This is a genomic window from Ornithinimicrobium faecis, assembly GCF_023923225.1.
Classification (GTDB): domain Bacteria; phylum Actinomycetota; class Actinomycetes; order Actinomycetales; family Dermatophilaceae; genus Ornithinicoccus; species Ornithinicoccus faecis.
In genome coordinates this window covers 451,534-471,442 of record NZ_CP099489.1, presented here as the reverse complement: position 1 = coordinate 471,442, position 19,909 = coordinate 451,534, and the positions used below count along the sequence as shown (strand labels likewise).

The window sequence follows — 19,909 nt, the reverse complement described above, 5'->3', positions numbered from 1 at the left end:
GGTCTGGGTGGTCGATCCCCCGCACGGGGTCGACCACCCAGACCTGGCTGGGGGTGAGGGGCAGCGACTGCGCCGCTCAACGGTGACGTGTCAGCGGCGAGGGCGGCGTCACCGGCGCACGCGAGCGCTCCCCCCAGAGGCGAGGGCACGCACCTCCTGCACGGTGGCCATCGAGGTGTCGCCCGGCGTGGTCATCGCCAGCGCGCCATGGGCGGCCCCGAACTCCAGACACTGCTGCAAGGGCTCCCCCTCCAGCAGGCCGTAGACCAGGCCAGACGCGAAACCGTCGCCCCCGCCGACGCGGTCGTGGATCGCCAGATGCTCGCGCGGCGCGGAGGCGAGGACGCCGGTCTCGGGCGACCAGGCAATCGCCTGCCAGTCGTTGTCGCTGGCGGTGTGCACCGTGCGCAGCGTCGTCGCGATGACCTTGAACCAGGGCATCTGCTGCGCCACGGCGCCGACCATCGCCTCAAAGCTGTCCATCGGCAGGGTGCTGAGGTGCTCATCGACGTCTGAGACCTCAAAGCCGAGGGCTGCGGTGAAGTCCTCCTCGTTGCCGATCATCACATCGACGTGGGAGGCCAACCGGGTGTTGACGTCCCGGGCGACGTCCGGCCCACCGATCCCGGCCCAGAGGCTGGGACGGTAGTTGAGGTCGAAGGAGACCACGGTGCCGTGCCGCTGGGCGGCAGCCATCGCCTCCTCCGCCACCGCCGCCGCGCTCTCCGAGAGAGCTGCGTAGATGCCGCCGGTGTGCAGCCAGCGCACCCCTCGGCGACCGAACAGGTCGTCCCAGTCGACAGTGCCCGGCGCCAGCTGGGCGATCGCGGTGTTGGCTCGGTCGGAGACACCGACAGCCCCGCGGACGCCGAACCCGCGCTCGGTGAAGTTCAGCCCGTTGCGCACGGTGCGCCCGATGCCGTCAAAGGCCTGCCACCGGATCAGGGAGGTGTCCACGCCGCCCTGCATGATGAGGTTCTCGACCAGGTGCCCGATCTCGTTGTCAGCCAGGGCGGTCGCCACGGCAGCGCGCTTGCCGAAGACCTTCCGCATGCCGCGGGCGACGTTGTACTCCCCACCACCCTCCCAGGCCTCGAACCGCCGAGCGGTGCGGATGCGCGTCTCACCGGGGTCGAGCCGCAGCATGACTTCGCCGAGCGCGACGATGTCGAACTCACACTCCTGCTCCGGACGTGTCTGGATCACGAGCCCACTCCTTCCACCGGGCCCCCGGCATCACTGGCAGCGCCGGGATCACCCGGCGACACGGCATACAGGCTGGTGGCAGCAACGCACCGCCCGGCCACCTCGTCCCACCGGCCCGAGGCGAGCAGGTCGGCGGCCACCATCCAACTGCCGCCCACCGCAGCCACCGCGGGGTGGGCGAGGTAGGTCGGCGCGGAGTCGACGGTGATGCCGCCGGTGGGCACGAAACGCACCTGCGGGAAGGCGGCCGCGAGAGCCTTGACCGCGGTCAGCCCACCGTTGGCCTCGGCCGGGAAGAACTTCACGGTGTCGAGGCCGAGGTCCAGCGCCTGCATCACTTCGCTGGCTGTCGCGACGCCCGGGAGCACCGGCACGCCGAGGTCGACGCAGCGCCGCACGACCGCCGCGCTCAGGCCGGGCGAGACGATGAAGCGGGCCCCGGCCTGGACAGCCTCGTCGACGTGGGCGACAGTCAGCACGGTGCCAGCTCCGACGACGAGGTCCGTCCGGTCGGCCAGCCGCCGGAGCACGGCGGCAGCCGCTGGCGTGCGGAAGGTGACCTCGGCGACCGGCAGCCCTCCGGCCAGCAGGGCCTCGCTGAGCGCCGGGGCGGCACCCACGTCGTCCAGGACGACGACGGGCACGACCCGGTGACCGCCGAGCACGGCGGTCGGGCTCAGTCGTGCCGACTCACTCACGAGGGCGCTCACCGGAGCTCGGCGATGACGGTCTTGAGCTCGGTGTAGTCGTCCAGCCCGAACGCGCCGAGCTCCCGACCCCAGCCGGACTGCTTGAAGCCACCGCGAGGCAGGGTGACGTCATCGGCGTGCCAGGTGTTGAGCCACACGGTGCCGGCCCGCAGCTTGCTGCCGACCCGGTGGGCGGTGCCGATGTCCTTGGACCAGATTCCCGCGGCCAGGCCGTAGACGGTGTTGTTGGCCGCGGCGACCACCTCGTCCTCGGTGTCGAAGGGGATGGCGGTGATGACCGGGCCGAAGATCTCGTCGGTCTGGACGGCCATGTCCTCGGTGACGTCCGTGATCAGCGTCGGAGAGAAGAAGTAGCCCTGCTCGGCAGCACGGTCCGCGCTGCCGGTGGTGAGCGTCGCGCCGTCGGCCACCGCGCCCCGGACGTAGCCCATGACCTTCTCGTGCTGCTCCTGCGACACGAGCGGACCCATCGTGGTGGCTGGGTCGAAGGCGTCGCCAACCCGGATCGCCTTGGCGGCCTCGGCCACCCCGGCGATGACCTCGTCGAAGACGCCGCGCTGGACGTAGAGCCGGGAGCCGTTGACGCAGCACTGGCCCTCATTGAAGTAGCCGGCGAGGGCGGCACCTGCAACGGCCGCCTCGAGGTCGGCGTCGTTGAAGATGATGTTCGGCGCCTTGCCCCCGAGCTCGAGGGAAACCTTCTTGAGGTTCTTGGAGGCGCCGGCCGCGATGAGCTTGCCCACCTCGGTCGAGCCGGTGAACGCCACCTTGTCGACCCCGGCGTGGTCCACCAGCGCAGCTCCGGCGTCACCGAACCCGGGCAGCACGTTGACCACGCCGGCGGGCAGACCCGCCTCGAGCAGGAGCTGCCCGAGGCGCAGGGCCGTGAGCGGCGTCTGTTCGGCTGGCTTGAGGACGACGGTGTTGCCGGCGGTGATCGACGGGATGACCTTGAACGCGGCCATCGTGAGCGGGAAGTTCCAGGGGACGATCCCGGCGACCACACCGATCGCCTCCCGCCGGGTGTAGGCGTGGAAGTCCCGACCCGGCACCGACATCGGGATCGTGGTGCCCTCGATCTTGGTCGCCCAGCCGGCGAAGTAGCGGAACAGCTCTGCGGCCACACCGACGTCACCGCGGGCGGAGGCCAGGCTCTTGCCGTTGTCGAGGGACTCGAGCTGCGCGAACTCCTCGGTGTGCTCCTCGACGAGGTCACCGATCCGCCACAACAGGTGCGAGCGCTCCCGCGGGGTCATCATCGACCAGGGCGACCCGGCCTCGAACGCCTTGCGGGCGGCGGAGACCGCACGGTCGGCGTCGACGACCGAGGCCCGGGCGACGCTGACCAGGACCCGCTCTGTCGCGGGGTTGATGGTGTCGAAGGTCTGGCCGTCCGCCGCGTCGACGAACTCACCGTCGATGAGCAGTTGCCGGGGCGAGGACAGGAACTCTGAGACGGCGGGCAGGATCTGGGGGTTCTGGGACATGGGTGGCCTTCCGTGAGGTGCGGTCAGTGCGGGGCGTGGTGCGGAGCTCGTCGGTGGCGGATCGCCGTCCGGGAGCTCTGGTGCGGTTGGTTCGCTCGTCGGTGCTACTTGATGATCAACACCTTCGAGCGGTCGAGGGTCAGGGCGACGGCGGCGACGATGATCACGCCGTAGAGGATCTGCTCCCAGGCCGAGGGCACCCCGACGATGGGCAGGCCGACGCGCAGCAGGGTCACGACGAGGGCGCCAGTCAGGCTTCGCCACAGGGAGCCGTGGCCGCCGGTGATCGCGGTGCCGCCGACGACGATCGCGGCGATCGCCGGCAGGAGCAGGTTGTCGGCCATGGTCGGGCTGCCGCTGAAGTTGCGCGACACCAGCAGCACGGCGGCCAGGCCAGCGCAGGCGCCCGAGATGGTGAAGGCGAGGACCTTGACCCGGTCCACCGGCGTGCCCGCCAGGCGCGCCGCCGCCTCCGAGTAGCCGGTCGCCTGCACCCAGCTCTCCAGCGGTGTGAACCTCAGGACCAGGGAGATGGCGGTGACCACAATCAGGGCCATCAGGAAGGACATCGGCACGAACCCGCCGACATAGAGGTTGAGCCAGTTGGTGGCGTCCCGGTCGACGACGCGGATCGGCCCGGCCCCGGAGATCACCAGCGCGATCGCGGAGAAGATGCTCATGCCACCGAGGGTGACGATGAACGACGGGATCCGGAGCACCACGTGGGCGAGGCCCTGCAGCGCACCGAGGGCGCCCGCGACGGCAATCACGACCAGGATCGTCACGCCACCGAGGTTGGGCAGCCACAGGGCGAAGAACACCGTCGACAGCGAGCACATCGCGGCGATGGACAGGTCGATGCCACCGCAGAGCACCACGAGCGTGGCGCCCGCGGCCAGCACCATCAGGGGCGCGGCGGTGCGGACGACGGCCGTGAGACTGCGCACGGTGGAGAAGTCGGGGTCGGCGATCACGAGGGCCGCCAGGAGCGTGACCAGGGCGATCACCGGCATGAGCGAGGTCAGCCGCTGCCCGGCGGTCGCGCCGTCCGCGACGGACTCGGCCGTGGGCCGGGGAAGGAGGGGCGTCGTCATGCTCAGACCATCTCCCGCACCAGGTCGAGCGGGGTCGGCTTGCCACCCGAGGGGCAGGCCACCTCTGTCGTCGCGCGCCCGTCGCTCATCACCAGGATCCGGTCGGACATGCCGATGGCCTCCTCCAGGCTGTCGGCGAGGAGCACGGTGGCCACGCCGGCGTTGGCCAGTTCACGCATCAGGCGATAGACCTCCGAGCGGGCGCCGATGTCCAGGCCTCGAGTGGGGTGATCGAGCAGCAGGAGCCGGACGTCACCGGCGACCAGCCAGCGGGCGAGGACCACCTTTTGCTGGTTGCCGCCGGAGAGTCGCTGGATCGCGGTTCCCCGGTTGGGGGTGCGGATGGACAGCCGCTCGATCCAGCTGTCCACGAGGGCGGCCTGCTTCCGTGGCACGACGATGGGGCCGGCGCACCGCGACTTCTGCTTGCTCAGGGTCATGTTGTCGGCCACGGACATCGGCCCGACCATGCCCTCGACCTTGCGCTCGGAGGGGATGTAGCCCACGCCGGCCGCACAGGCGGCCCGCGTGCCGGTCAACTCGAGCTTGCGACCGTCGAGGGTGACCTCGCCGCAACTGGTTGGCTCGGCGCCGAACAGCGCCCGGCAGACATCCTCACGGCCCGATCCGTGGACCCCGACGATGCCGAGGATCTCTCCGGCGCCGACCTCGAAGTTCACATCCTGGAAGGTCTTGCCAGAGAGTCCGCGGACGACCAACCGGGGCTCGCGCCGCTCACCGGGCCGCTCGATCGCGGTGTCGTGGTAGTGGTCCTCCGACCCGGTCGAGCCGATCATCATCTGGTGCAGGACCCCTGGGTCGGCACCGTGCGTGGGCACCTCACCGACCGACTGGCCGCCGCGGAGGACGGCCACCCGGTCACAGACGTCGAGCACCTCATCGAGTCGGTGCGAGACGAAGATGACGGAGGCGAACTCCCGCAGCCGCCGGACCTGGGTGAAGAGCGTCTCGATCTCCTTGGACTCCAGCACCGAGGTGGGCTCGTCGAGGATAATCACGGGCGGGTGTGAGGTGCGTTCCTCGATCCGGAGCACCTTGGCGATCTCGACCATCTGCCGGTCGGCGAAGCTCAGCGTGTCGGTCCGCGCCAGTGGGTCGATGGGGGAGCCGATCTTGTCGAGCTGTTCCTGGGCCAGCCTGCGCATGGTGTCCCAGCGGTAGAGGCCCCGTCGCACACCGGGTCCCTCGCTGCCGAGCACGATGTTCTCCGCGGCGGTGAGGTTGGGCACGAGGGACTGCTCCTGGAAGACCATGCCGATGCCGTGGTTGGCGGCATCGACCACGCTCCGGAGCTTGACCTTCTCCCCGCGCACCCAGATCTCGCCCGCGTCCGGTCGGACAATCCCGACGAGAGCCTTGAGGAGCGTCGACTTCCCGGCGCCGTTCTCGCCCGCCAGGCCCAGCACCTCGTGCTCGCGCACGAACAGGTCGACCCCGTCGAGGGCCTTGACGCCCGGGTAGTGCTTGACGAGACCTCGCACCTCAAGGGCCGGCGGGGCATCCCCCGCCAATGGGGAAGCTGAGGGCTGCAGACTGATGGTCATTTGGTCACCTGATTCCTGCGACGTTGCGGGAAGACCGCGGCAGCGACGGCCGCGACGACGATGAAGCCCTGCACGCCACCCTGCCAGTAGGGGCTGACGCCGACCTGCACCAATCCGTTGGTCAGGACGGTGACGATCAGGACTCCGACGGCCGAGTGGAGAACCCCTCCCCGGCCACCGGTGAGCAGGGTGCCGCCGACCACCGCGGCAGTGATGGCCGCGAAGTCGTAGCCACGGCCGGCCTGCACCAGACCGGCGCTGAGCTGGCTGGTGACCAGCACCCCCGCCAGCCCATAGAACGTGCCGGCGAGCGTGAACACGGCCACCTTGTAGGGGGCAACCCGGACACCAGACAGCGCGAGCACTTCCTCCGCGCCACCGATGGCCCGCGCATACCGGCCCAGCCGCGAGTAGCGCTGGATCAGCCAGCCGATGAGGACGCACACGACCGCGATCCAGGTGGAGTAGGCCAGCCCGAGGAAGCGGCTCACCGCCAGGCTGTCCAGCAGGTTGTCGGAGATGTTGGGCTGGACGCCCGAGAACATCAGGGTCGCGATCCCCAGGCCCACGGCCGACACCCCGAGGGTCGTCATGAAGGAGGGCACCTTCAGGGTCACCAGGGCGAGCCCGCTCAGGCCGCCGAGGGTGCTGGCGAGCAGCACGGCGAGGAGTATGCCGAGCAGCCCGAAATCGTTGTCGTTGCGGTTGTTCTCCACCAGGAGGGCGACGGCGATCGCCGAGGCACCCATCACTCCGGGAACCGACAGATCGATCGAGCCCATCATCAGCACGAAGGTGACGCCGCACGTGGCCACCGCGAGGATCGCGGCCGCGTCCATGATGTTCTGCAGGTTGCCGATCGCCCGGAAGTCCGAGCTCAGCAGGCTGAAGACCACGACGATTGCGATCAGGGCCAGCAGCGGGCCGGTGTCCCGGAGGGGCACCCCCCGCCGAGGCCGAGGGCGTGACGGGGCCACGAACTCCTCGGCGTCGGCGTCGGCGAGGGATGTCATGGTCACGAGATGGCGCCCTGCGAGCGGCTGAAGAGGTTGCCGCACTCGAACTCCGACTCCTCGACCGAGGGCGAGGTGAAGTCGGCGACGTTGTCGCTGGTGATCAGGAACTGCTCGGCAAACCAGGCGCGGTCCTCGTCGGCGATGTCGTCGAGGGCTAGCTCGCCGGTCGCCACGCAGTAGCCGATGGCCAGGCCGATGCCACCCTGCCAGGGGCCGTCGCTGGAGACGGTGGCGGTCATCGTGCCGTCCTCGATGGCGGTGAGTGCGTCGGGCACCGCGTCGATGCCGACCACGGCCACGTCCGTGCGCCCGGCCTGCTCGAGGGCCTCAAGCGCCCCGAGCGCCATGTCATCGTTCGCGGCCCAGATGCCCTTGACGTCGTCACCGTGCTTGGTCAGCAGCGTCTTGGTCACCTCGAGCGCCTCGGCACGGGAGAAGTTGGCGGTCTGCTGGTCGAGCAGCTCGACGTCAGGGTTGGCCTCCAGGGACGCCTCGAGGCCGGCGAAGCGGTCCTTGGCGGCACCGGTGTCGAGGATGCCTTGGAGGGCGATGATGCCGCCCGAGCCACCGATGGACTCGGCCAGCGCGTCGCCGATCTGCTGGCCGGAGTCGACACCGTCGTAGGTGAGGTGGCTCAGCCACTGGTCATAGTCGGTGACGGTGAGGTCGGCCGGCTTGTTCCACTGGGTGACGAGGTAGGCACCGGCCTCCTGTGCGCCCTCGACGATCGGCGGGGTGTCGGAGTCACCGTTGGGCAGGATGTTCATGACCAGGCAGTCGGTGTTGCCCGCGAGCAGCTGGCTGATCTGCTCCTGCTGGCGGGTGGAGTCGCCGTCGTAGGTGAGACGGTCCTGGGTGAGCCCGACCTGCTCGGCGAAGGCGTCACCGCCGTCCAGCCAGGAGGCCTCGTAGGGGTTGGACTCGTTGCGCACCTGGCCCACGAGGGTCACGTCCTCGGGGGCGCAGGCGGCGGCGTCGGCGGCGTCGGCGGCGTCCCCGCCACCACCACCGCCCACATCCTCGCTGCAGGCGGTGAGAGCGGTCGCGGCCAGGGCTAGGCCGATGACGGCGGCGATCGGCTGAGTGATGAGCTTCATTGGTCGATCCTCATTCTGTCGTGCCGGGGTCCGGCGGGTGGGGCTGACTCCTGCGGGTGGTGCTGCAGCCAGGTGGCTGCAGCGCCGGTGTCACTGCGCTGCTACCTGGCCATCCAGCCCCCGTCGACGACCAGGACGTGGCCGTTGACGTAATCGGCGGCCGATGAACTGAGGAAGACCACTGCCCCCGCGATGTCCTTGGCAGTCCCCCAGCGCCCCGCGGGAATCCGGTCCAGGATGGACCGGGATCGCTCGACGTCGTCCCGCAGTGCTGCGGTGTTGTCGGTGACCATATAGCCCGGCGCAATCGCGTTCACCTGGACGCCGTGCGGCCCCCACTCGTTGGCCAGGGCCTTGGTGACGCCTGCGACACCGTGCTTGCTGGCTGCATACGAGGCCACGCGCAGCCCGCCCTGGAAGGACAGGAGACTCGCGATGTTGACGATCTTGCCGTGGCCGCGCTCGACCATCGGGCGTCCCAAGTGTTGGCAGAGCAGGAACAGGCCGTTGAGGTTGACGTCCAGCACCCGCTGCCAGGCCTCACGGCTCACCGAGACGGTGTCCTCACGGTCGATGATGCCGGCATTGTTGACCACCACGTCCACCCGGCGACCGGCGAGGAGTTCGGCGCAGGTCGACTCGATGGACCCCAGGTCGCTGACGTCCAGGTCGACGACCTCGGCGTGGCCGCCGAGCTCGGCGACGCGCGAGGCCGTGCCGTCTTGGCTGCCGGGTCGGCCCATGAGGACCAGGTCCGCACCGGCGCTGGCCAGCCCGAGGGCGATCGCGCTCCCGAGTCCGCGGCCGGCACCGGTAACCAGGGCGCGCCTGCCGTTCATGTCAAAGGGCGAGCGTGCGGGTGCGGCCGCCGCGGTGCCCGTGGCCGTCGTGCTGCCGGAGCCCGTCACGGTGCCTGCCGGACTGGTCACAGGTCCTCCACCGCGACGGGGCGCAGGTCGGTGTAGCAGTTGTTCTCGCCCGCCATCGCCCAGATGAAGGCATAGGAGCCCGTGCCCGCCCCCGAGTGGATGGACCACGGCGGGGAGATCACGGCCTCCCGGTTGCGGAGGATGAGGTGACGGGTGGCTCCGGGCTGACCCATGAAGTGGAAGACGCGGTCCGCCTCGTCCAGGTCGACGTAGCAGTAGATCTCGGTCCGTCGCTGGTGCAGGTGCGGCGGGTAGGTGTTCCACACTGATCCGTTGGCGATCACCGTCACCCCGAACTGGAGCACCGCGGTCTGCACGTCCTGGCCCCACGCATATCTGAACAGTTCGCGCTCGTTGGCTGCCTCGCCAGAGCCGAGGGCGACCGGCTCGACCTCGACGTGCCGCAGCAACTGGGTCGGGTAGGTCGCGTGGGCCGGCGCCGAGACGAGGTAGAACGCGGCACCGTCACCGGCAAAGGACACCTCCTGGGTCCCCCGCCCGACAAAGAGCCCGTCGAGGTGCTCGAGCTCAAACTCCTCGCCCTCGACGAGGACGTAGCCGGGAGCTCCGACGTTGATGACCCCGAGTTCACGACCCTCCAGGTGTGACTCAGTCCCCAGCACCTCCGCCCAGGCCGGCAGCTCCAGCGGACCACCGTTGGGCAGTGCCCCGCCGATGAGCATCCGGTCCTCGTGGGTGTAGGTGCCCCGGACCTCTCCGCTCGCGAAGAGGTCACCCACGAGGTACGTCTCTCGGAGCTCCGTCATCGTGGCCGTCTCGGCGCCGGACGGAGAACTCGCGTGTCGAACCTGGATCACTCGGACTCCTAGACTTGTGAACTACGTTCACTCATGTGAACAGTGAGGACACTAGCGCGGCGCACGCCCCTGGTCAAGGGGCAAAATTCTGTCCATGTATGCGAACCGGGCTACGCTGATGTCCTCCCGGGGCGCACCGCCTCGAGACCAGTGAGAAGAGGCGCTGTGCTCGACACCAAGATTCAGAAGGACTCCAGGAGCTCGGCGGGACCGGTCAAGTCCGCAGCCCGGGCGCTCGACCTGCTCGATGAGATCGCGGCCAACGGGCCGGGCACGCAGATGCAGCTGTCCACGCGCCTGCACATCCCCAAGAGCAGCCTGCACGCTCTGCTGCGCACGATGACCGACCGTGGCTGGCTCCAGACCGATCCCACCGGGACCGTCTACCAACTCGGCATCCACTCCCTCGTGGTCAGTTCGGCATACCTCGACGCCGACCCCGTGCTCGCCCGCGCTGCGACGATCCTGGACGAGGTGTCTGCCGCCACCGGTGAGACCGTGCACCTGGGACGCCGGGACGCTGCCGAGGTGATCTACACCGCCAAGCGCGAGTCCGTGCACCCGCTGCGCATGCACTCCGCGGTCGGTCGCCGGCTGCCGGCCTACGCCACGTCCCTGGGCCGCGCACTGCTCGCCGAGTTGCCAGCTGACCAGCGCGGCACCTTTGTCCCGGAGTCGATCGCGGCCATTACCCCCAACACCACCACGGACAAGAGTGCCGTCCTCGAGATCATCGAACGCGCCGCTGTCCAGGGTTACGCCACGGAGAGCGAGGAGTCGTGCCTGGGTGTGCGGTGCTTCGGCGTGGCGCTCCCCCTCGGCCGCAGGGGGGAGGACGCCCTCAGCGTTGCCGTGCCGATCAGTCGTCTCGGCGACGGGCGCGAGGACTTCATCATCGAGACGCTGCTCAGCGTCAAGGCTAGGCTCGCAGCGGCCCAGGGCAACAGCTTGGTGCGCTGAGCCGGGGCGAGCAGGTCAGGGCACGACACCAGAACGCCCGGCATGGTGGACCACTTTGTACACGCCCCATGCCGTTCAACACCTGATCAGGATCAAAGAAGCCACCCCCGAGACAACGCATTAGTTTGGTCAGCATGACCATCACCTTCGAGGCACAGACGCAGCGCATCGGCGACCGGCTCATCGTGCCGTTGCCACAGGAGGCCAGCCAGGAGTTGCCCTCCCGCGGTCAGGTCGCGGTCGAGGCTGAGCTCAACGGCCACAGCCGCACGATGGTGCTCGAGCCGGACGGCCGCAAGGGCCACTGGGTCGCGGTCGACGAGGCACTCCAGGAGGCCCTGTCCCTGACCGACGGCGCCAGCGTCACCGGTCAGCTCACGCCGACCAAGGCCTGGCCGGAGCCACAGTTGCCCAGCGATCTCGACGCCGCCCTGGCCGACGCCCCCGAGCTCGCCGAGACGTGGGCCAGCCTGACCCCGATGGCCCGCTGGGAGTGGGTGCGCTGGGTCCAGTCGACCCGCAGCCCGCAGACGCGCGAGCGCCGCGTCGAGGTCACCATCTCCAAGTTGGAGGACGGCAAGCGCCGCCCCTGCTGCTTCGACCTCTCCTCCTGCACCGACCCTGAGCTCTCCAGGAGCGGCAAGCTCATTGAGGTCGGGTGACCAGCTGGCAGGCACGCGCAGTCTCGCTCTATCTGCGCGCCACCCGCAAACGCAGATATCGCACCGTCGAGGCCGGCGAGCGCTCACTGGCCAACGGCCTGGCCCCCGCAGCACCGCCAGATCGCCTCCGGGACAGGATGACCGAGCAGCGTATGCCGAGTGGCCGGCTGCACCGGCTCGCGGCGGCGGGCGGGGGTCAACCTGGCAGTGGCCCCTTGGTCTATTGGCACGGCGGAGCATTCATCAGCGGGATCGCCAAGCAGCACTGGGGCCTGATCGACCATCTCGCGACCGCGACAGGACGGGAGGTGCTGGTGCCGGAGTATGGACTGGCCCCCGACCACCACGTGGACGAGGCCCTGGCACTGCTGGGTGAGGTGCTCGACGCCGTGCCCACGGATCTGCCAGTCCATGTCCTCGGCGACTCGGCCGGGGGCAATCTCGCTCTCCTTCAGGGGCAGCGGCACCGCGAGAGAGTCGTCGGCCTGACCCTGCTCGCGCCGTGGCTGGACCTGTCGATGAGCAACCCCGGGATCGATGCGATCGAGCCCCACGACCCCTGGCTCTCTCGGGCGGGGGTGCGTCCAGCAGCCAGGTCCTGGGCTCAGGGCCGTGACCTGACCGACCCGGCGGTCAGTCCGCTGTTCGGCGACCTCGAGCTGTTGCCTCCGACGCTGGTCGTGGTCGGCGACCGCGATGTCTGCCTGCCGGACTGCGAAGTGCTGGCCGAACGCGCCGGTGCGAGCGTGCGACTGCGTATCGGCCAGGGACTGCCTCACGTCTTCCCGCTGTTGCCGATCCCCGAGGCTGGGACCGCACGCTCCGAGATCGTGCGGCACATCGAGGAGACCTTCGTCAGCTGATCTAGCCAGAAACCCAGCACCGTCCGAGATGGTATATTTTTCGGTATGATTGACCCACGAAATACACATTCGGTTGGTTGAGGCTCTTGGTGGCACCCTGCCACCACTTCCGCAGGTCATAGAGTCCGTCGAGATCGAAAAGGACAGCGGGGTCGAATGAGCAGCATTGGTGAGCTCATCATCACTGGTCGCATCGCGGCAGGCATGACCCAGGAAGACCTTGCGAACGCCATCGGCGTCACCCAGGCGGCGCTGTCACGCTACGAGAACGACCTCCGGGAACCCGACGAGGAAACCGTCGATCGAATCGCCGGCGTCTTCGACGTCACAGTTCGGTTCATGCGACGCGCCAGCCGCCCGTCCGCCGCACTGGCAGTGGACGCGCACATGCGGCGCCGGGCCACCGCCAAGCCGACAGTCTGGCGGCAAATGGAGGCGCGGTTAAACATGTTGCGCATGCACTCGGACTTCCTCCGCGAGGAGGTGGCTCTCGCAGCGACGCTCGTCATGCCGGGGTTCGACCCGTTCACTGTCGACCCCGCTGACGCGGCACGGTTGACGCGCACACAGTGGCAGATGCCGTCCGGGCCGGCCCGCTCAATCGTTCGCTGGGCCGAGGCTGCAGGAAGCGTCGTCCTCATGACAGACCTCGGCAATATCCGAGTCGACGGACTGTCCCAGTGGACCGCGGACCACCCGGTGATCGTGGCCAATTCGGCCCATCCGACCGACCGCATCCGGTGGACCTTGGCCCACGAGATCGGGCACCTGGTGCTGCACCGCGAAGACGCGACCGATGATATGGAGCGCCAGGCTGACGCTTTCGCCGCCGAGTTCCTGATGCCCGCGATCCTGATCCGCCCCGAGTTGGCCAATCTGACCCTTGGCAAGGCCGTCGACCTGAAACGGGAGTGGGGCGTCTCCATTGCTTCCTTGGTCCAGCGCGCCCATCAGTTGGGCACGCTGAGCGATGCGCGTCGCACCAGTTTGTTCAAGCAACTGTCCGCACGGGGCTGGCGCGTGCGTGAACCCGCCAGCGACGAGATCGCGCCCGAGAAAGCTGAGCTTCTCGACCACATCAATGACCACCTGCGAAAGACCGGCCTCAACGAAACAGAAGTGGCACAACTGGCCGGGTACCGCTCACTCAACAACAACCGGCCCCTCCCTCAGGGCAGAAGCTTGCACGCCGTCAACTGACGGCGTCGTCTCAGACACGCGAAACGTCGGTCCTCCCCGTTCGGGGAGGACCGACGTTTCGCCTGTTCAGGCATGGCGGTGGCGGTGGGATTTGAACCCACGGAGGATTTGCACCCTCACGCGCTTTCGAGGCGCGCTCCTTCGGCCGCTCGGACACGCCACCGCCAGGCAGGTTACCCGAGTCTGCCGGGGCTCAAGAAATTGAGCAGCCCCGACCAGGCCGCGGTCACGCCTTGTTGCGGCCGGTGACCAGCTTGACCAGGAACAGCAGGATGCATGCCCCGAGCAAGGCCGTCAGGAAGCTAAAGAAGTAGCCGGCACCCTCAATGTCGACGCCGAGGGCCCCCAGGAGGAAGCCGCCAAGGAAGGCGCCAACGATGCCGACCACGATGTTGAGGAACAACCCCTGCTGGGCGTCGGTCCCCATGATCTTGCTGCCGATCCATCCGGCCAGGCCGCCGATGACGACCCAAGCAATCCAACCAACTTCTGCACCCATGTGTCACACCTCTCTTCATCACGGCAACTCCTGCCGTGCGGCGATGACCTTACGCGCAACGAGCGGTTGATGCGCAACCGAAGGGCACCCCCAGTGGGTGCCGGATCTCACACGCGGCGGTGCGGTCCGAAGAAGTTGACAAGCGCTGCGGCACACTCCGTCTCGAGCACTCCGCCGATCACCTCGGGGCGATGCAGCGCACGCCGGTCGCGGGGCAGGTCCCACACGGAGCCGCACGCACCGGCCTTGGGGTCCCAGGCACCGAAGACGATGCGGGAGACCCTCGCCAGCACCGAGGCGCCGGCGCACATGGCGCACGGCTCGAGAGTCACCACCAGGGAGCAGTCCTCCAGGCGCCAGGACCCCAGGGCTGCCCCTGCCTCCCGCAGCGCCACGACCTCGGCGTGGCCCGTGGGGTCGTGCAGCGCCTCGCGCACATTGAACCCGCGGCCGATGATCGCTCCCTCGGGGGAGATGACCAGGGCACCGATCGGCACATCCCCAGCCTGCTCCGCACCCGCGGCGAGGTCGAGAGCCTGACGCATCCATGCGGCATACTCCCCTGTCCCCCAGGTGATCCGGGAGATCACCATGACCCCAGCCCCCACCCAACCGTGGGCGACGCTGCCGTGCTGCTCGTGAGCCGGTCGGCCACGTCGATCACCTCCGATGTTGCCTGGGATCGTAGCGCCTCCAGCCGCGCCGATCAGACCGCCAGGTCAGCCCCGCTGCCTGCCTGCTGCTGGAGGTAGTGGGGGCTGTGCATCAGGCCCAGGACGTTTCCGAACGGGTCGACCACGGAGGCGGTGACGAAGCCCTCGTCACCACGCACGACCACCGGGTCGTGGGCCGTGGCACCCAGGGCGACCAATTCCTCCACCGCGACCGTGACGTCGTCGACATGCCAATAGATCGTCGCGCCCGCCGGGCGGTCCGCGAGCCCCTGGGCGGTGTAACGCGCGTCGATCAGGCCGAGCTCGTCCTGCTGCGGACCGATGCGGAACTCCGCATAGGCCGGGTTCTCGGCGTCGGGCTGCTGGAAGTAGGCATCGATGCCGAGCACCTGCGCATACCAGTCGCGGGCGGCCGCGACGTCGGCCACGGGGAGGTTCAGGGTGGTCATGGCGTGCAACATGGTGCGGGTCCTCTCGTGTGCGGTCAGCCCGTCGCCGACCTGCTGATGACCACTTTCCTCCTTAAAGTGTTCACCTTATGAGCACTTTGTTTGCGAGACTGTGGGCATGCGCGCAGACCGACTGGTGGCAGCCCTGCTGGTGCTGCAGGCTCGCGGCTCGGTGACCGCCGCCGAGCTCGCGACCGAGCTCGAGGTGTCGGTGGCCACCGCCCGCCGTGACCTGGAGGCCCTGTCCACGGCCGGGATCCCGGTCTATTCACAACCCGGCCGGGGCGGCGGCTGGCAGTTGCTCGGTCAGGCGCGGACCAACCTGAGCGGCCTGAACGAGTCCGAGGCGCGGGCGCTCTTCCTGCTCCTCGGTCCCAGTGCGACGAAGGCACCCGAGACCCGCTCGGCGCTGCGCAAACTGCTCCGGGCCCTGCCAGAGACCTTCCGCGCGGAGGCCGCAGCGGCTGCCGACTCGATCGTCGTCGACGCGCAGGGTTGGGGCCAGACACCGTCCCCGCGGCCGGAGTGGGTCGAGCTGCTGCAGACCGCGATCATCCGGCGGCGCGTCGTGCGGATCCGCTACGCCGGGCGGACCAGCGGCCAGGGCGAGCGCTCGGTTGCCCCCTGGGGTCTGGTCGACAAGGACGGCCTCTGGTATCTCATCGCCGGGACGGATCGCGGCCGCCGGACCTTCCGCGTCGACCGGATCCAGGAGGCGACACTGACTGCCGAGGAAGCAGCGCGGCCCGACGACTTCGACCTGCAGCAGGCCTGGGACGAGGTGGTCGACACCATGGAGGAGCGTCGCTCCCTGGTGTCGGCCGATGTGCTGGTCGCTGACCGGCTCGCACCCGTTGTGCTCGACCAGTTCGGGCGCAACGGTGCCGCGGTCGGCCGCGATGGCGACCGCACCCGCCTGCGGGTCGCCGCGCACACGGCGCGCTCGGTCGCCGAGCAACTGGCGGGCTTCGGCGCGGCGGTGCAGGTGCTCGAGCCCGAGGCCGTCCGGGCCGAGCTCGCCTCCATTGGCGCCGAGTTGGTCCGCGCCCACGGGCTCGTCGCCGACAGTCCGAGCCTGTAGGTTCGGGGGCATGCGCGTCCATGTTGCCGACCACCCACTGATCGCCCACAAGCTCACCTATCTGCGTGACAAGCGGACCGACACCCCGACCTTCCGGCGGTTGGCGGACGAGCTGGTGACGCTGCTGGCCTATGAGGCCACCCGCGACGTGCGCACCACCCCGTTCGATATCGAGACCCCGGTCGGGCCGACCACGGGCATCCACCTGTCCAACCCGAAGCCGCTGGTCGTGCCGATCCTGCGCGCCGGCCTGGGCATGCTCGACGGCATGATGCGGATGCTGCCCACCGCCGAGGTCGGCTTCCTCGGCATGGTCCGCAACGAGGAGACCCTCCAGGCGCACACCTACACCAACCGGCTTCCCGACGACCTGTCCAACCGGCAGTGCTATGTCCTGGACCCGATGCTCGCGACCGGCGGCACCCTCGCCGCGGCGGTCCACTTCCTCGCCGAGCGCGGCGCCCACGACATCACTGCGATCACCCTGCTCAGCGCCCCCGAGGGCATCGAGTTGTTGGAGCGCGACCTGGCGGAGATCACCCCACCGGTCACGCTGGTCACCGGCTCGATCGACGAGCGGCTCAACGAGCACGGCTACATCGTGCCCGGCCTCGGCGACGCGGGCGATCGCCTCTACGGCGTGATCTGAGCCGTATGCCGAGGGCCGGCTCAGTCCGGTGCCCTGCGGGTGGGGTGTCGGTGGCCTGAGCACCTCCGGATAGGTTGCCGTGCATGGCCACACCGTCTTCACGCAGCAACGTCGAGCCCTTCCATGTCATGGAGGTGCTGGGCGCCGCCGCCGAGCGTCAGCGCACCCACGGCGACGCGATCTTCCTGTGCGCCGGACAGCCCTCGACGCCAGCGCCCCAGGCGGTGCGGGACGCCGCTGTGGCCGCGCTGTCCGGCGAGGTCCTCGGCTACACGGAGGCGACCGGCATCCTGCCGCTGCGCGAGGCCATCGCCGCCCACCACCGCACGACCTATGACGTGGCCGTCGACCCGGCTGACGTGATCGTGATGACCGGCAGCTCCGGTGCTTTCACAACGCTCTTCCTCGCTGCGTTCGAGGCCGGCGACCAGGTGGCGATGACCCGGCCCGGCTATCCGGCCTATCGCAACACCCTGGCCGCCCTCGGCTGCGAGGTGCTCGAGCTCGACTGTGGCCCCGAGACCCGCTATCAGCCGACAGTGGCGATGCTCGAGGCGCTGCCGCAGCCGCCGAAGGGCCTGATCGTGGCGAGCCCGGCCAACCCGACCGGCACGATCATCGACCCCGACGAGCTGGCTGCCATTGCGCGCTGGTGCGAGCAGGTCGGCTGCCTGCTGATCAGCGACGAGATCTATCACGGCGTGACGTTCGGCCGACCAGTCGCGAGCGCCTGGCAGACCAGCCGCGAGTCCGTGGTGGTCGGCTCGGTCAGCAAGTACTTCTCGATGACCGGGTGGCGTCTCGGCTGGGCGATCGTGCCCGAGTCACTGCGTCGGCCCATGGAGGTGCTGACCCAGAACCTCAACATCTGCCCGCCGGCGATCACGCAGTATGCCGCGCTGGTCGCCTTCTCCCCCGCGGCCAAGGAGGAGCTGGACAGCCACGTCCAGCGGTATGCCGTGAACCGGGATCTCCTCCTGCGTCGCCTCCCCGAATTGGGGCTGGGCAGCTTCGCTCCCCCGGACGGCGCGTTCTATGCGTGGTGCGACATCTCGCACCTGACCGACGACTCGGTGCAGTGGTGCCAGGACGTGCTCGCCGCGACCGGGGTAGCGCTCACCCCGGGCGTGGACTTCGACACCGCGCACGGGCGCCAGTGGATGCGGCTCAGCTTTGCCGGCGGCACCGAGGAGATCGACGAGGCGCTCGACCGGCTACAGCATTTCTTGTAGTGGTTTCGTCGGTCGAACCCGGATTCTTGTAGTGGTTTCGTCGGTCCATGCCGCCACAGTCCGACTGACAGCACCTCGCGGTTCTGGCAGCCTGCCACGGCGAGCTGCCAGAACCGTTCGGTGCTCTAAGACGACTCCCCTGGAGCCTGAGGCCGATGAATCTTGAGGATCCGTCGGGTCAACACGACCATGGCCACAACGCACACGCTTGAGACCGATGGGGCCCAGATCGCCTACGACGTGCACGGCGAGCTGCCCACAGCCGACGGCACGCCGCCCCTAATGATGATCGGCCAGCCGATGGACGCGTCCGGGTTCACCGCCCTGGCCTCCCACTTCCCCGAGCGCACGGTCGTGACCTATGACCCGCGCGGGATGAGTCGCAGCACCCGCTCCGACGGTCTGGTGACCAACGATCCAGAGGTCCAGGCGGGTGACATCCACGCCGTCATCGAGGCCGTCGGGGGCCCCGTCGATCTCTTCGCCAGCAGCGGAGGTGCCGTGAGCGCACTCGCGCTCGTCACGGCATACCCCGAGGACGTCCGCACCTTGGTGGCCCACGAGCCCCCGCTGGTCGGGGTGCTCCCCGATGCGGAGGCCGCCCGGCGCGCCACCACCACATTCCAGGAGGTGTATGCAACCCGCGGGTGGGGTGCGGGCATGGCGGCATTCATGGCGATGAGCAATTGGCAGGGGCCGTTCACGGACGAGTACTTCGCGCAGTCGGTGCCGGACCCGGCACAGTTCGGGTTGCCGACGCAGGACGACGGATCGCGCGACGATCCGTTGCTGTCCGACCGGTCCGAGGCGATCACCACCTATCGACCGGACGTGGCAGCACTCCAGGCCGCTCCGACGCGGATCGTGCTGGCCCACGGCACGGAGTCGGCCGAGGTGATGATGGCCCGCGGCGCCCAGGCCGTCGCCGCCCTGCTCGGTCAGGAGTCGGTGGAGTTCCCGAGTCACCACGGCGGTTTCAGCGCCGAGGATGCTCAGTGGCCGGGGCAGGCTGGCGCGTTCGCGGTGCGGCTGCGCGAGGTGCTCACGAGCGGGGCGTGACCACCGGCAGTCCAAGGTGCCGTGCGGCCTCGGCCTGCCGGTCGTCGTAAGTGACGACACCCGCGAGATCGTCGCCCAGTTCAAGAGCCGTCATCAGGTGCAACGCGTCCAGACTGCGCAGGGAGGGCGGCCCAAGCGTCCCTGCCCCCTGCGCGATCCTGGTCAGGACGGGGACCAGGACCAAGGCATCCAGCACAGCCCGGGCCTCGGTCGAGCGCGGCGGGTCGCACCGGCCAGCCTGGCGCATCACCTCGGTGCGCGCCAGGTCGCTTGACACGAGGTCACCGTCATGGGTCGTCCAGAGCCGGTGCATGGCCGCGGTGTGCTCCTCCTGCGCCACCAGCTTGCACAGGGCGGATGAATCGACATACAGCGCCGTCACGTCAGCCGCTCCTCGCGGTCAGACTCCAGGAGCTGGCCCAGGCTCGGAGCTCCGTCGGGCAGTGGCGCGGGCAGGGGGAGATCCGCAGCTGAGGCCCGCGGCTCCCGCACCACCCCCTGCTCCCGGAGTGCGTGCAGCCCGTTCGGCGTGCGTGGTCCGATCTGGGCCACCGGTCGCCCCCGGTCCGTGATCGTGATGGTCTCGCCTGCTGCCGCACGGGCGACGACTGCGGACGCGCTCTGCCTCAACTCCCTGATCCCCACACTCGACATGGTGC

General features: G+C 69.2%; 22 protein-coding genes and 1 tRNA gene. 8 read left to right on the top strand and 15 right to left on the bottom strand.

Features of this window, described 5'->3' with window-relative positions; translation table 11 throughout:
- Positions 1 to 108: 108 nt before the first annotated feature.
- From NF556_RS02155 to kduI, 9 genes are all read right to left on the bottom strand, one after another.
- Positions 109 to 1,206, bottom strand: a complete 1,098-nt coding sequence (locus tag NF556_RS02155) for a sugar kinase (RefSeq protein ID WP_252593866.1) — start codon at positions 1,204 to 1,206, stop codon at positions 109 to 111.
- Positions 1,203 to 1,916: a bifunctional 4-hydroxy-2-oxoglutarate aldolase/2-dehydro-3-deoxy-phosphogluconate aldolase gene (gene eda, locus NF556_RS02150; protein WP_252593865.1), complete on the bottom strand. Its 714-nt coding sequence runs from the start codon at positions 1,914 to 1,916 to the stop codon at positions 1,203 to 1,205. Before eda ends, NF556_RS02155 begins: the two co-directional genes overlap by 4 nt.
- The gene (locus NF556_RS02145) at positions 1,913 to 3,403 is read right to left on the bottom strand and encodes an aldehyde dehydrogenase family protein (protein WP_252593864.1); all 1,491 of its coding nucleotides are present in this window, start codon (positions 3,401 to 3,403) and stop codon (positions 1,913 to 1,915) included. The genes eda and NF556_RS02145 overlap by 4 nt, the downstream gene beginning before the upstream one ends.
- Positions 3,404 to 3,507: 104 nt before the next feature.
- Positions 3,508 to 4,497 (bottom strand): ABC transporter permease, encoded by a 990-nt coding sequence (locus tag NF556_RS02140; protein WP_252593863.1) that lies wholly within the window; start codon positions 4,495 to 4,497, stop codon positions 3,508 to 3,510.
- A gap of 2 nt (positions 4,498 to 4,499) precedes the next feature.
- A complete protein-coding gene (locus tag NF556_RS02135) occupies positions 4,500 to 6,062 on the bottom strand; it encodes a sugar ABC transporter ATP-binding protein (protein ID WP_252593862.1) in 1,563 nt (520 codons plus the stop codon).
- Positions 6,059 to 7,075: an ABC transporter permease gene (locus tag NF556_RS02130; RefSeq protein WP_252593861.1), complete on the bottom strand. Its 1,017-nt coding sequence runs from the start codon at positions 7,073 to 7,075 to the stop codon at positions 6,059 to 6,061. The genes NF556_RS02135 and NF556_RS02130 overlap by 4 nt, the downstream gene beginning before the upstream one ends.
- A 2-nt stretch (positions 7,076 to 7,077) precedes the next feature.
- On the bottom strand, positions 7,078 to 8,175 hold the full coding sequence (locus NF556_RS02125; protein WP_252593860.1) for a sugar ABC transporter substrate-binding protein: 1,098 nt from the start codon (positions 8,173 to 8,175) through the stop codon (positions 7,078 to 7,080).
- Between the two features lie 101 nt (positions 8,176 to 8,276).
- A complete protein-coding gene (kduD, locus tag NF556_RS02120) occupies positions 8,277 to 9,104 on the bottom strand; it encodes a 2-dehydro-3-deoxy-D-gluconate 5-dehydrogenase KduD (RefSeq protein WP_345780135.1) in 828 nt (275 codons plus the stop codon).
- Complete coding sequence (kduI, locus tag NF556_RS02115; protein ID WP_252593859.1) at positions 9,101 to 9,871, bottom strand: 5-dehydro-4-deoxy-D-glucuronate isomerase; 771 nt, start codon at positions 9,869 to 9,871, stop codon at positions 9,101 to 9,103. The genes kduD and kduI overlap by 4 nt, the downstream gene beginning before the upstream one ends.
- A 216-nt stretch (positions 9,872 to 10,087) precedes the next feature.
- Between kduI and NF556_RS02110 the strand changes: the two genes are divergently transcribed.
- The 4 genes from NF556_RS02110 (at position 10,088) to NF556_RS02095 (ending at position 13,607) form a co-directional block, all read left to right on the top strand.
- Positions 10,088 to 10,882, top strand: a complete 795-nt coding sequence (locus tag NF556_RS02110) for an IclR family transcriptional regulator (RefSeq protein WP_252593858.1) — start codon at positions 10,088 to 10,090, stop codon at positions 10,880 to 10,882.
- Positions 10,883 to 11,016: 134 nt separating this feature from the next.
- Positions 11,017 to 11,544, top strand: a complete 528-nt coding sequence (locus NF556_RS02105; protein WP_252593857.1) for a YdeI/OmpD-associated family protein — start codon at positions 11,017 to 11,019, stop codon at positions 11,542 to 11,544.
- Positions 11,541 to 12,407, top strand: a complete 867-nt coding sequence (locus tag NF556_RS02100; protein WP_252593856.1) for an alpha/beta hydrolase fold domain-containing protein — start codon at positions 11,541 to 11,543, stop codon at positions 12,405 to 12,407. Before NF556_RS02105 ends, NF556_RS02100 begins: the two co-directional genes overlap by 4 nt.
- 156 nt (positions 12,408 to 12,563) lie before the next feature.
- The gene (locus NF556_RS02095; protein ID WP_252593855.1) at positions 12,564 to 13,607 is read left to right on the top strand and encodes a helix-turn-helix domain-containing protein; all 1,044 of its coding nucleotides are present in this window, start codon (positions 12,564 to 12,566) and stop codon (positions 13,605 to 13,607) included.
- 73 nt (positions 13,608 to 13,680) lie between these two features.
- Here the strand turns inward: NF556_RS02095 and NF556_RS02090 are convergent.
- The 4 genes from NF556_RS02090 to NF556_RS02075 all read right to left on the bottom strand — a co-directional run bounded on the left by NF556_RS02090 (position 13,681) and on the right by NF556_RS02075 (position 15,229).
- Positions 13,681 to 13,770 (bottom strand) — tRNA-Ser (locus NF556_RS02090).
- Between the two features lie 63 nt (positions 13,771 to 13,833).
- Positions 13,834 to 14,106, bottom strand: coding sequence for a GlsB/YeaQ/YmgE family stress response membrane protein (locus NF556_RS02085; RefSeq protein ID WP_252593854.1), 273 nt, complete (start codon positions 14,104 to 14,106; stop codon positions 13,834 to 13,836).
- Positions 14,107 to 14,213: 107 nt separating this feature from the next.
- Entirely contained in the window at positions 14,214 to 14,699 is a 486-nt protein-coding gene (tadA, locus tag NF556_RS02080; protein WP_252593853.1) for a tRNA adenosine(34) deaminase TadA, read from the bottom strand.
- Positions 14,700 to 14,812: 113 nt separating this feature from the next.
- On the bottom strand, positions 14,813 to 15,229 hold the full coding sequence (locus NF556_RS02075; protein WP_252593852.1) for a VOC family protein: 417 nt from the start codon (positions 15,227 to 15,229) through the stop codon (positions 14,813 to 14,815).
- Between the two features lie 118 nt (positions 15,230 to 15,347).
- On the opposite strand from NF556_RS02075, the gene NF556_RS02070 reads away from it, so the two are divergent.
- The 4 genes from NF556_RS02070 (at position 15,348) to NF556_RS02055 (ending at position 19,250) form a co-directional block, all read left to right on the top strand.
- A complete protein-coding gene (locus NF556_RS02070) occupies positions 15,348 to 16,310 on the top strand; it encodes a helix-turn-helix transcriptional regulator (protein ID WP_252593851.1) in 963 nt (320 codons plus the stop codon).
- A gap of 10 nt (positions 16,311 to 16,320) precedes the next feature.
- On the top strand, positions 16,321 to 16,959 hold the full coding sequence (gene upp / locus NF556_RS02065) for a uracil phosphoribosyltransferase (protein ID WP_252593850.1): 639 nt from the start codon (positions 16,321 to 16,323) through the stop codon (positions 16,957 to 16,959).
- Between the two features lie 83 nt (positions 16,960 to 17,042).
- Positions 17,043 to 18,191 (top strand): pyridoxal phosphate-dependent aminotransferase, encoded by a 1,149-nt coding sequence (locus NF556_RS02060; RefSeq protein WP_252593849.1) that lies wholly within the window; start codon positions 17,043 to 17,045, stop codon positions 18,189 to 18,191.
- Between the two features lie 189 nt (positions 18,192 to 18,380).
- Complete coding sequence (locus NF556_RS02055; RefSeq protein ID WP_252593848.1) at positions 18,381 to 19,250, top strand: alpha/beta fold hydrolase; 870 nt, start codon at positions 18,381 to 18,383, stop codon at positions 19,248 to 19,250.
- On the opposite strand, the gene NF556_RS02050 is transcribed toward NF556_RS02055, so the two are convergent.
- Positions 19,234 to 19,632: a type II toxin-antitoxin system VapC family toxin gene (locus NF556_RS02050; RefSeq protein ID WP_252593847.1), complete on the bottom strand. Its 399-nt coding sequence runs from the start codon at positions 19,630 to 19,632 to the stop codon at positions 19,234 to 19,236. The genes NF556_RS02055 and NF556_RS02050 overlap by 17 nt on opposite strands.
- Complete coding sequence (locus tag NF556_RS02045) at positions 19,629 to 19,904, bottom strand: type II toxin-antitoxin system Phd/YefM family antitoxin (RefSeq protein ID WP_252593846.1); 276 nt, start codon at positions 19,902 to 19,904, stop codon at positions 19,629 to 19,631. The genes NF556_RS02050 and NF556_RS02045 overlap by 4 nt, the downstream gene beginning before the upstream one ends.
- Between the last annotated feature and the right edge of the window lie 5 nt (positions 19,905 to 19,909).

Bases quoted from the DNA above. Each gene is read 5' to 3' on its own strand.
- NF556_RS02125 (WP_252593860.1), bottom strand. From the start codon at position 8,175: ATGAAGCTCATCACTCAGCCGATCGCCGCCGTCATCGGCCTAGCCCTG.
- NF556_RS02060 (WP_252593849.1), top strand. From the start codon at position 17,043: ATGGCCACACCGTCTTCACGCAGCAACGTCGAGCCCTTCCATGTCATG.
- NF556_RS02145 (WP_252593864.1), bottom strand. From the start codon at position 3,403: ATGTCCCAGAACCCCCAGATCCTGCCCGCCGTCTCAGAGTTCCTGTCC.
- NF556_RS02130 (WP_252593861.1), bottom strand. From the start codon at position 7,075: ATGACATCCCTCGCCGACGCCGACGCCGAGGAGTTCGTGGCCCCGTCA.
- NF556_RS02095 (WP_252593855.1), top strand. From the start codon at position 12,564: ATGAGCAGCATTGGTGAGCTCATCATCACTGGTCGCATCGCGGCAGGC.
- NF556_RS02045 (WP_252593846.1), bottom strand. From the start codon at position 19,904: ATGTCGAGTGTGGGGATCAGGGAGTTGAGGCAGAGCGCGTCCGCAGTC.
- upp (WP_252593850.1), top strand. From the start codon at position 16,321: ATGCGCGTCCATGTTGCCGACCACCCACTGATCGCCCACAAGCTCACC.
- NF556_RS02055 (WP_252593848.1), top strand. From the start codon at position 18,381: ATGGCCACAACGCACACGCTTGAGACCGATGGGGCCCAGATCGCCTAC.
- NF556_RS02070 (WP_252593851.1), top strand. From the start codon at position 15,348: ATGCGCGCAGACCGACTGGTGGCAGCCCTGCTGGTGCTGCAGGCTCGC.
- NF556_RS02085 (WP_252593854.1), bottom strand. From the start codon at position 14,106: ATGGGTGCAGAAGTTGGTTGGATTGCTTGGGTCGTCATCGGCGGCCTG.
- NF556_RS02105 (WP_252593857.1), top strand. From the start codon at position 11,017: ATGACCATCACCTTCGAGGCACAGACGCAGCGCATCGGCGACCGGCTC.
- NF556_RS02075 (WP_252593852.1), bottom strand. From the start codon at position 15,229: ATGACCACCCTGAACCTCCCCGTGGCCGACGTCGCGGCCGCCCGCGAC.
- NF556_RS02140 (WP_252593863.1), bottom strand. From the start codon at position 4,497: ATGACGACGCCCCTCCTTCCCCGGCCCACGGCCGAGTCCGTCGCGGAC.
- kduI (WP_252593859.1), bottom strand. From the start codon at position 9,871: ATGACGGAGCTCCGAGAGACGTACCTCGTGGGTGACCTCTTCGCGAGC.
- NF556_RS02135 (WP_252593862.1), bottom strand. From the start codon at position 6,062: ATGACCATCAGTCTGCAGCCCTCAGCTTCCCCATTGGCGGGGGATGCC.
- tadA (WP_252593853.1), bottom strand. From the start codon at position 14,699: ATGGTGATCTCCCGGATCACCTGGGGGACAGGGGAGTATGCCGCATGG.